Source organism: Amycolatopsis sp. NPDC004169, from assembly GCF_040610315.1.
In the GTDB taxonomy this organism is placed as follows: domain Bacteria; phylum Actinomycetota; class Actinomycetes; order Mycobacteriales; family Pseudonocardiaceae; genus Amycolatopsis.
Window position 1 is genome coordinate 101,516 of sequence record NZ_JBEXMD010000035.1, and the last position, 9,370, is coordinate 110,885.

At 71.4% G+C, this 9,370-nt stretch carries 9 protein-coding genes and 1 pseudogene; 4 read left to right on the plus strand and 6 right to left on the minus strand.

The window, feature by feature from the left end:
* Nucleotides 1-115 precede the first annotated feature (115 nt).
* A pseudogene (locus ABZX11_RS35595) lies at nt 116-304 on the plus strand (O-acetyl-ADP-ribose deacetylase); the annotation flags it as partial.
* Between the two features lie 28 nt (nt 305-332).
* Nucleotides 333-980, plus strand: coding sequence for an HAD family hydrolase (locus tag ABZX11_RS35600; protein WP_354921576.1), 648 nt, complete (start codon nt 333-335; stop codon nt 978-980).
* Here ABZX11_RS35600 and ABZX11_RS35605 read toward each other — a convergent pair.
* Nucleotides 970-1,437: an NUDIX domain-containing protein gene (locus ABZX11_RS35605; RefSeq protein WP_176175288.1), complete on the minus strand. Its 468-nt coding sequence runs from the start codon at nt 1,435-1,437 to the stop codon at nt 970-972. The genes ABZX11_RS35600 and ABZX11_RS35605 overlap by 11 nt on opposite strands.
* Before the next feature lie 115 nt (nt 1,438-1,552).
* Here ABZX11_RS35605 and ABZX11_RS35610 point away from each other — a divergent pair, with 115 nt between their 5' ends.
* Nucleotides 1,553-1,990 (plus strand): DoxX family protein, encoded by a 438-nt coding sequence (locus ABZX11_RS35610; protein WP_176175287.1) that lies wholly within the window; start codon nt 1,553-1,555, stop codon nt 1,988-1,990.
* Nucleotides 1,991-2,006: 16 nt separating this feature from the next.
* Here ABZX11_RS35610 and ABZX11_RS35615 read toward each other — a convergent pair whose 3' ends face one another.
* From ABZX11_RS35615 to ABZX11_RS35635, 5 genes are all read right to left on the minus strand, one after another.
* Nucleotides 2,007-2,609: an ATP/GTP-binding protein gene (locus ABZX11_RS35615; RefSeq protein WP_004561734.1), complete on the minus strand. Its 603-nt coding sequence runs from the start codon at nt 2,607-2,609 to the stop codon at nt 2,007-2,009.
* On the minus strand, nt 2,590-2,961 hold the full coding sequence (locus ABZX11_RS35620; RefSeq protein ID WP_176175286.1) for a DUF742 domain-containing protein: 372 nt from the start codon (nt 2,959-2,961) through the stop codon (nt 2,590-2,592). The genes ABZX11_RS35615 and ABZX11_RS35620 overlap by 20 nt, the downstream gene beginning before the upstream one ends.
* Nucleotides 2,958-3,374 carry a roadblock/LC7 domain-containing protein gene (locus ABZX11_RS35625; protein ID WP_043776694.1) on the minus strand — a complete coding sequence of 139 codons (417 nt, stop codon included), beginning with the start codon at nt 3,372-3,374 and terminating at the stop codon, nt 2,958-2,960. The genes ABZX11_RS35620 and ABZX11_RS35625 overlap by 4 nt, the downstream gene beginning before the upstream one ends.
* Nucleotides 3,374-5,935 (minus strand): ATP-binding protein, encoded by a 2,562-nt coding sequence (locus tag ABZX11_RS35630; RefSeq protein WP_176175285.1) that lies wholly within the window; start codon nt 5,933-5,935, stop codon nt 3,374-3,376. Before ABZX11_RS35630 ends, ABZX11_RS35625 begins: the two co-directional genes overlap by 1 nt.
* Before the next feature lie 601 nt (nt 5,936-6,536).
* Complete coding sequence (locus ABZX11_RS35635; RefSeq protein WP_354921581.1) at nt 6,537-7,193, minus strand: transcriptional regulator; 657 nt, start codon at nt 7,191-7,193, stop codon at nt 6,537-6,539.
* Between the two features lie 197 nt (nt 7,194-7,390).
* On the opposite strand from ABZX11_RS35635, the gene ABZX11_RS35640 reads away from it, so the two are divergent.
* A complete protein-coding gene (locus tag ABZX11_RS35640) occupies nt 7,391-9,247 on the plus strand; it encodes an AMP-dependent synthetase/ligase (RefSeq protein WP_354921584.1) in 1,857 nt (618 codons plus the stop codon).
* The last annotated feature ends 123 nt before the right edge of the window (nt 9,248-9,370 follow it).

Below are 9,370 nucleotides of genomic sequence, written 5' to 3' on the forward strand. Positions count from 1 at the left end.
GGAGACCGTGGCCCGGCCCACGCCGCGAACGCCCGGACCCACACGGGAAGGGCGGGAGCGGCGGGCCGGGCCGCTCGTCCGCGGCCGGTTCCAACGCGCTCCACGGCACGAAGCCGGGGCCCGCACCGTCGCGTTCCCCGCCGTCTCCACCGGCATCTACCGGTGGCCGATGGTGTCGGCCGCCGACATCGCGCTCACCACCGTCTCCGAGGCCGAACCCGGGCCCATCGAGGAAGTCGTCTTCGCGCTCCGCGCCGAAGCCGCCGTCCAAGCCTTTCAGGCTCGTCACAACTCCCTTGCCTGAACGATCACCCACCGGGCAGGGTGCAGGCGTGCCCACCCGCGCCCTGGTCTTCGACTTCGACGGCACGCTCGCCGACACCGAATCCGCCGTGCTGCAGTCCTGGCAGGCCGTCTTCCGGGAGTACGGTGCCGAGCTGCCGCTCGATGCCTGGTACGCCGTCATCGGCACCCAGCACACCACGCCCGCCATGTTCGCCCTGCTCGCCGAGCACGCGCCCGGCATCGATCCGGAGGCACTGCGGCCGAAGACCCGGGCCCACGTCCTCCGGCTGCTCGAGGACCTCGGCCCGCGCGAAGGGGTCCGGGACTACCTCGACACGGCCAAGAACCTCGGCATCCGGCTGGCCGTCGCCTCCAGCTCGTCCGGGGCCTGGGTGAACCCGCACCTGGAACGGCTCGGGCTCGACCACTACTTCGACGCCGTCCTCACCGGGGACCTCCACAAGGCCAAACCCGACCCCGACCTCTACCTCGCCGCCCTGGCCGAACTCGGCGCCGCGGCACCGGACGCCATCGCCTTCGAGGACACCCCGCACGGCGTCACCGCCGCCAAGGCCGCCGGGCTGACCTGCGTCGCCGTGCCGAACGCGATCACCAGGAACCTCGACTTCGGGCAGGCGGACGTCGTGCTGCCGTCCTTCACCGCCAAACCACTGGAGACGCTGCTCAGCCGGTGACCAGCGCCAGCAGCCGGTCCAGGAACGGCAGCTGGCCCTTCACCAGCTTCTCCCGGGCGGCCTCGAGCGGGAACCATTCGACCCGATCCACCTCGGGGAACTCCTGCTGCCGTCCCGAGCGCGGCGGCCACTCCATGGTGAACGTGCCGGGCACCACCGCGGCCGGGTCGAGGTCGGCCTCGACCGCCCACGCCGTCACGACCTTGCCGCCCGACTGCTTCACCACGCCCAGCTCGACGTACTCGCCGTCGGGCGCGGGCAGCCCGAGCTCCTCCGAAAACTCGCGCCGCGCCGCGGCCTCCGGCGACTCGTCGGGGTCGAGCTCGCCCTTGGGCAGCGACCACGCGCCCGCGTCCTTCTTCGCCCAGAACGGCCCGCCCATGTGCCCGAGCAGCACCTCGACCTCGTCGCCGCGGCGACGGTGGAGCAGGAGCCCGGCACTCTGTTTGCCCGCCATGGGGACAGTCTCCCGAAACTCTTCCAAGATTTTTCCGCGGGGCTGTCGATCCGGCGAGAACCCACTCGACGCGTAGGCAGAAGGCAAGACGGCAACCCAGGGGAAGGAACCCGCCATGACCGCCACCACCGTCCGCGAAACCCGCACCACCGCCCCGGCGAAGACCCAGGTCACCGGCATCGTGATCGGCGCGAGCCGGATCGTGATCTCGTTCCTGTTCGGCTTCCACGGCCTGCAGGGCTTCGGCTTCTTCGGCGGCATCGACGGCCAAGGCGGGGGCGTCCCGTTCGGCTCGTTCCCCGGCTGGTGGGGCAGCGTCTTCGAGCTCGTCGGCGCGCTGCTGCTGCTCGTCGGGCTCGCCAGCAGGCCCGCCGCGATCCTGCTGTCGGGCGTGATGGCCTACGCCTACTTCACCGTGCACGCGCCGATGGGCCTGCTGCCGCTGCAGAACATGGGCGAGCCCGCCGCGGTCTACTCGTGGGTCTTCCTGCTGTTCGCCGCGATCGGCCCGGGCCGGTTCGCGCTCGACACCCTGATCAAGCGACGTCGCTGACGAGCGCGCGGTCCGGTCAGTAGCCGCCCTGGGCGGCCGCGAGGTCGGACCGCGCCATCACGTGTTCCATCAGGCTGGTCAGCACCTGCTTGGTCGACTCGCGCTCGCGGGCGTCGCACAGCAGCAGCGGGACGTCCATGCCGACGTCGAGCGCCTGCCGGACCTCCTCCGTGCCGTAGCGGTACGCGCCGTCGAAGCAGTTCACGCCGACGACGAACGGCAGGTTGCGGCGCTCGAAGAAGTCCACCGCCGCGAAGCAGCTGTCGAGCCGCCGCGTGTCGGCCAGCACGACGGCGCCGAGCGCGCCTTCGGCCAGCTCGTCCCACATGAACCAGAACCGGTCCTGACCGGGCGTGCCGAACAGGTAGAGGATCAGGTCGGGGTTGATCGTGATGCGGCCGAAGTCGAGCGCGACCGTCGTGGTCGTCTTCTGCTCGACGCCCGACAGGTCGTCGACGCCTTCGGAGGCGGTGGTGATGACCTCCTCGGTCCGCAGCGGCGGCACTTCGCTCACCGAGCCGACCATCGTGGTCTTGCCGACCCCGAACCCGCCGGCGATGAGTACCTTGACCGCGGTCGCGGTCAGGTTCCGCCGGGGGTCAGAGTTTCCGGATGCCATCAAGAACCGCCTGCAATACGTGTCGGTTGGGAGTTTCCTGGACCGGTGCCGCGGTACGGAACAGCACCAGGTTCTGCTCGATGAGGTCGCTGAGCATCACCTTCACCACGGGCAGCGGCAGATCGACCCTGGCGGCCACCTCGGCCACCGAGACCGGCCGCTGGCACAGGGCGATGATGCGCGCGTACTCCGGTTCGAGCATGCCTGCCTCGTGCGCGGTGCGCAGCGCCACCACGAGCGTGATGAGGTCGAGCCCGAGCGTGTCCGACCGGGTGCGGCCGCCCGTGACCGCGTACGACCGGACCAGCGGGCCGGCCTCCTCGTCGAACCAGGCTTCGTGCCGTGCGCTCATGGTGCAGTGGGCTGCGCGCCGGCGGTCCGCGGGGCCGAGGTGAGGACCTGCCCGACCCGCTTCACCATCAGGTTCATCTCGTACGCGACCAGCCCCATGTCCGCGTCTTCACGGGCCAGCAGGGCGAGGCAGGCGCCTCGCCCGGCCGCCGTCACGAACAGGAACGCGTGGTCCATCTCGACCATCGTCTGACGGACGTTGCCGCCGCCGAAGTGCCGCCCGGTGCCGCGGGCCAGGCTCTGGAAGGCCGAAGCCACCGCGGACAGGTGTTCGGCGTCCTCCTCGGAAAGGTTGCCCGACCGCCCGATGAGCAGGCCGTCCGAGGACAGCACCACCGCCCGGTCCGCCCCGGCGACCCGCTTGACGAGGTCGTCCAGCAGCCAGTCGAGCTCGTGGGCGCCTGAGTTGACCATTACTCGCGCTCTCCGTACCTGTCGTCGTTCTCGGGAAACTCTTCGTCACGGGCCCGCCGGGTGCCCTGCTGGAAGGCAGACAGCCTGCTGCGGGCGGCCTCCGGCGAGTCCAGCCGGACCTCTTCGCGTTCCTGTGCGGGCTTATCTTCCCGCAACTGCGGCACGAGGTTCTGCTGGCGTCGCCGTTGCGGCAGCGGCGGCCGCCCGGGTGCCTCCGGGCGGCGCGGCTGCTGCGGCCGGCTCTCCGGCGTCGCCGCGGCGCGCGGCTCCTGCGGCGGCCACACCGGCTGCTGCGCGGCCGGGCGGGCCGGGCGCGAAGTCCGGACGGGCGGCGCGGGCGGCCGCACCGCGGCCACCGGCTGGGCCTGGGTCGGCTGGCTCACCGGCTCCGACACGGACCCGACCGGGACCGGCGTCGGCGCGGACGACGGCTGCGACCGCTCCGGGGCCGGCGGCGGGACGGTGACCGGCGGGGCGGGCATCGGCGGCACCGGCGTCGGCGGCTGGGTCACGGCCGCGGGAGCCGTCGGAGGCGCCGTCGGGACGGCGGTCGGCGGCTCGGTGCGGTGCCGCGCCGGGCGGCGCACCGGCCGCTTGAGCGGGGCGACCTCGTCGTTGGCCGTGGTCTCCGGCTCGACCGGGTTGGGGACGAGCTCCGGCTTCGGCGGGGTGATCGGCTGCTCCGGCTCGGACTCCGAGAGCGGGGCGAGCAGGTCGGTGCGCACCAGCACGATGGCCCGGGTGCCGCCGTAGGCCGACTCCCGCAGGTGCACCTGGATGCCGTGGCGGGCGGCCAGCCGCGCGACCACGAACAGGCCGAGGCGGGGCTCGTCCGACAGCGCCATGATCCCGAAGTCCGGCGGGTCGGCCAGCATCGCGTTGATCTCTTCGGTCTGGTCCGGCTCGAGCCCGAGGCCCTGGTCCTCGACCTCGATCACGACGCCCTTGCCGACCACGTTGCCGCGGATCTCGACCCGCGACTGCGGCGGCGAGAACGACGTCGCGTTGTCGATCAGCTCGGCGAGCAGGTGCACGAGGTCGCCGACGACCGGGCCGCGGATGGCGATCTGCGGCAGCACGGCCGTCTTGACCCGCGCGAAGTCCTCGGTCTCGGCGGACGCGCCGCGGACCAGCTCGGCCAGCCCGACCGGGTTGCGCCACTGGCGGCCCGGCTGCCCGCCGCCGAGGATGATCAGGTTCTCGGCGTTGCGGCGGGCGCGGGTGGAGAGGTGGTCGAGCTGGAACAGCGTGTCCAGCTGGTCCGGGTCCTCCTGCTTGCGCTCGGCCTGGTCGAGCACCTTGAGCTGGCGGTGCACGATGACCTGGCTGCGGTGGGCGATGTTGAGGAACACCGTCTTGGTGCCCTCCTTGGTCTTCGCCTCGTCGATGGCGGCCGCGATGGCGGTCTGCTGCGCCTTGTTGAAGGCGTCGGCGACCTGGCCGATCTCGTCGGTGCCGTGGTCGAGGAAGTGCCCGCCCTCTTCGAGGTCGACGGGCTCGCCCGCTTGGACCCGGGCGACCAGCTCGGGCAGCCGGACCTCGGCCGCGTCGAGGGTGTCCTCGCGCAGCCGGTGCAGCCGGCCGATGAGCCGGTTCGACAGCCGGACGGCGACGAAGACCACGAAGACCGCGAACAGGACCGCGATCACGCCGGCGATCAGCGACTCGGTGAACGTCGAGTCCGCGTCGTTGATCGCGGCCTGGCTGGCGTTCGAGCTCTGCAGGATGAAGATGCCCATCAGCGCGTCGCCGACCTGGCGGGCCGCGGCCCGCCACTGGTCCTGCGGCACCGGCAGCTTGGACAGGTCACCGCGCAGGAACGCGGTCTCGACCTGGGTCACGGCCTGCCACGGCTGGCTGGCCAGCAGCTGGTCGTACTTCGCCTTGACGTCCGGGATCATCTTCGGCGCCGAGGCGTCGAGCTGGGCGTGGTAGGCACCGACCTGGCCGACGTAGGAGCGGAAGTCCTCGTTCGACAGGCCGCCCGCCGCCAGCCCGGCGGCGGCGAGCGCGTCACTGCGCTGCATCGCGTCGGCCGCGGTGAACAGCGGGATGGCGGTCAGCCGGTCGAAGGCGTTCTGGGCGCCGCGGGCGTTCTGCGCGAGCCCGGCCACGCCGTCGGTGAACTGGTCGAACAGCTTGTTGTAGAAGGCGAACGCCTGGCCGATCTGCATCTGGCCGCTGTCGACCGCCTGGCGGGTCTGCGGCAGCTGCTGGTAGAGCCCGAAGAACGTGACGATGTTCTTCTGGACGCTCGGCGGGGTGTTGTCGTAGTCGGCGAAGTTGTCCTTGAGGTTCTCGATCTCCTTCGCGGCGGTCGCGTCCGTCTTCGGGCGGACGGCCGCGAGCACGGCCCGCTGGTTGCTCTGCCCGGCCAGCAGGCTCAGGGTCGCCTGGCGCTCCTGCTGCAGCGCGGCGAAGAAGGGGATCGCGGGGGCTTCCGAATTCCGGATCCGGTTGGTGTAATCACGAGCGGTGACCGCGTCGTAGATGAGGTAGCCCGCGAGGGCCACCCCGACCAGCAGCAGGGCCACACTGGGGATGAGCGCGATCGTGAGCACGCGCTTCCGAATCGAGGATCCCCGGTTGCGTCGAAGAGAAATCTGCTTCACCTGGGTCCGTTTTCCTTCCGGCAGTACATGGTTTTCGGGTCGCCCGAGGCGGTCAACACCCGGATTCCGACCAGCCGGATCAACATCACCGTGGTCTGCTTCGCCCGCGACGACGTTAGGCAGCCCTCCAGGGCGCGTCAAGTCCGTGGCGAGAACGTGATCTTGCGACCGTGATCCCTCCACAGTCGCTGCCTGCGCTTCGAAAGTCCACCACCGCAAGTCGTGAGCTTCGTCGCAGGAGGACTCCGGTTCCACGCAGGTGTGTGAGCACTGGAAGCGCTCCCGGGACCGCCGTGCGTCCGGCCGGCGCCCTCTACGTACGACAGCGGCGAATCGTTCGGTGACAAACATCACGGGGGTTCGCGCGCACCCCCGCGCCCCGCCTTCGTCCGGAGTAGACACCCCGGAGAAAGCGGAATGCGCAGGATCGCCGTTCCCGGCCGCGGATTCACCGGAGACCGCGCGCGAATTCCCGGCATTCCGCATCCGCGGCCGGACGATCACCCTGCGGCAGCCCCGGTACCGGTTCCGGAGCCGGAACCGGGTCCGGTCAGCCCGGGAACTCGTCGGCCAAGGTGTTCCAGAAGAGGAGTTCGTAGCTCTGGAACAGCCGCGCGCAGCGGTGCGCTTCCCGGTCGTCGAGCCGGTGGGCGTCGAGGCCGGCCTGGATCGCGGCGAGCGCTTGTTCTTCTATTTCCGGGACGTCCGCAGCAAAGAAGTCGAAGAATGCGCACTGCTCGCCGGTGAACCCGTAGTGCTCGCGCATGCCGGCGGCGACGTCACGGCAGTACCGGCCGAAGGCGGCGAAGTTGGCGAAGATCCCCGCCGCGGTGGCCGACGACTCGCCGTTCAGCGCGAGCCAGGCGACGTACGCCGGGTACACCTGGCAGCCCGCGCGCGGGCGCTCCTTGCCGTGGTCCGGACCAGTCGCGGCGAGCAAGGCGTCCAGCATCCTGTTCGCCTGCTGCTCACCCGGGGCGAGACCGCCGAAGAAGGTGCGCGCGTTCGGCTCGTCGGCCCGGGCCGCCAGCTCGTGGAAGCTCCGCCAGTCGCTGAGGGTGATCAGCTTCTCCTCCGCGGCGAGCGCGGCGAACACCGCGCGGGGCGCCCGGCCCGCGGTGATCAGCGGCACCAGCCGGTTGTCGCCGTCGTGCGGCGCGAGTTCGGCCTGGATCTCTTCGAGCAGCTTGCGTGCGGAGTGCGCCATCGCCTACCCCCAGGTGTCCGTGGCCCCTCCATTGAAGCGCGATTCCGCCGCGAACGCCCGTGTACACAGTGGACAGTGGTGGGTACCTGACCGCTTTGTCCGTTTCGACGGTGCCGCCTGACGTGGCCGCGATTCTCTATCCACCTGCGCCGGAAGCCCCTACAGTGTGGCCATCCGGAGCACCGAGGAGGCCAGCGTTGACCACCCCGTCCGTCGCCGAGCAGACCGAAGGCCTGACCATCCCGCGGCTGCTGCACCGCAACGCGGTCGAGTACCCGGACCTGCCGGCGATCACCTCGCTCGACATCGAAGGACAGCCGACGCTGACGTGGGCCGAGTTCCGCACCGCGATCGCCGAGGTCTCCCGCGGGCTGGCCGGGCTCGGCCTCGCCGCGGGCGACCGGATGCTGATCATGGCGCCGGGCTGCCCGGACCACATCGTCGCCGACCTCGCCGCGACGCACCTGTCCGCCATCCCCTGCACCGCCTACGCCACCCTCAGCCCGGACCAGATCCGGTACGTCGCCCGGCACAGCGCGGCCCCGGTCGTGGTGCTCGGCGGGGAGACCGAGCTGGCGCGCTGGCGGCCGGTGCTGGACGACCTCCCGGCGCTGCGGCACGTCGTCGTGATGGACGAGACCGCGATCCCGGACGGCGACGACCGGTTCGTCTCCCTCGCCGCGGTGCGGGAGCGCGGCCGGGAAGCGCTTGCCGCCGACCCGGACGCCTTCGAGCGGTCGTGGGCGGAGATCAAGCCGGACGACCCGCTGTCGATGATCTACACCTCGGGCACCACCGGTGACCCGAAGGGGGTCGTGCTTTCGCACCGCAACGCGATCCACCAGGCGTACGCGGTCACCGAGCTGCACCACCCGCCGATGCACGCGACGAACATCGCGTACCTGCCGCTCGCGCACATCGCCGAGCGGGAGCTGTCGATCTACCTGCCGATCGTCTGGGCGGGGCACGTGCACACCCTCGCCGACCCGTCGGGGGTCGTCGGCGCGCTCGGCAAGGTGCACCCGCAGAGCTTCTTCGGCGTCCCGCGCGTGTGGGAGAAGATGGTCGCCGGACTCAAGAACATGCTCGGTGGCGTGCCGGAGGACCGGCGCACCGCCCTGCTGCAGGCGAACGAGCTGCTGCAGCAGGGTTACAAGCTGCGCAGCGCCGGGCAGCCGGTGCCCGCGGAGCTGGCCGAGAAGATCCGGCAGACCGACGAGGCCGCGCTGGCGCCGGTGCGCGCGCTGCTCGGGCTCGACAAGGTGCTCGTCGCCTCCAGCGGCGCGGCCGCGCTGCCGGTGGAGATCATCTACTTCCTGGCCGGGCTCGGCATCGAGATCTGCGAGGTCTGGGGCCTGTCCGAGACGACCGGCGCGGCGACGTCCAACTCCGGCTCGGACTTCCGCGCGGGCAGCGTCGGCAAACCGCTCGACGGCGTCGAGGTGAAGGTCGCCGAGGACGGCGAGCTGCTGGTGCGCGGGCCGATCGTGTTCCTCGGCTACCTCCAGGAGGACGGCACGATCGCCGACGCCACCGACGCCGACGGCTGGTACGCCACCGGCGACATCGGCACGATCGACGAAGACGGCTTCGTGACGATCACCGACCGCAAGAAAGAACTGATCATCACCTCGAGCGGCAAGAACATCGCGCCGACCCGGATCGAGGGCCTGCTCAAGGAGCACCCGCTGATCGGCCAGGCGGTGGCCATCGGCGACGACCGCCCGTACGTGACGGCCCTGATCGTCCTCGACGACGAGATCGCCCCCGGCTGGGCCGCGGCGAACGGCGTGGAGGCCTCACCGGACGAGCTGGCTTCGCACCCGGCGGTGCGGGCCGAGCTGGAGCGCGCGGTCGAGTCGGCCAACAGCAGGCTCGCGCGGATCGAGCAGATCAAGCGCTACCACGTGTTGCCGAAGACGTGGACGCCCGAGTCCGGCGAGCTGACCCCGACGCTCAAGCTGAAGCGCCGGGTGATCAACGACCGGTATTCGGCGGACATCGAGGCGTTGTACGCCGCGGTCCGCGACCCGGAGCCGGCCGCGGGCGCCTAGGTCTGCCTCGTGCGTGGTGAGGCGGGTCGAGAACCCGCCGCACAACCCCCAGACCGGGGGGGGGGGGCGCGGCGGGGGCGGGGGGGGGTGCGACGACAAAGGCACCGAGGGCGGGGGGGCCGG

Excerpts from the sequence above, each read along its gene's own strand:
- ABZX11_RS35620 (WP_176175286.1), bottom strand. The coding sequence starts at position 2,961 with ATGAGCGCACGGCACGAAGCCTGGTTCGACGAGGAGGCCGGCCCGCTG.
- ABZX11_RS35635 (WP_354921581.1), bottom strand. The coding sequence starts at position 7,193 with ATGGCGCACTCCGCACGCAAGCTGCTCGAAGAGATCCAGGCCGAACTC.
- ABZX11_RS35605 (WP_176175288.1), bottom strand. The coding sequence starts at position 1,437 with ATGGCGGGCAAACAGAGTGCCGGGCTCCTGCTCCACCGTCGCCGCGGC.
- ABZX11_RS35615 (WP_004561734.1), bottom strand. The coding sequence starts at position 2,609 with ATGGCATCCGGAAACTCTGACCCCCGGCGGAACCTGACCGCGACCGCG.
- ABZX11_RS35625 (WP_043776694.1), bottom strand. The coding sequence starts at position 3,374 with ATGGTCAACTCAGGCGCCCACGAGCTCGACTGGCTGCTGGACGACCTC.
- ABZX11_RS35610 (WP_176175287.1), top strand. The coding sequence starts at position 1,553 with ATGACCGCCACCACCGTCCGCGAAACCCGCACCACCGCCCCGGCGAAG.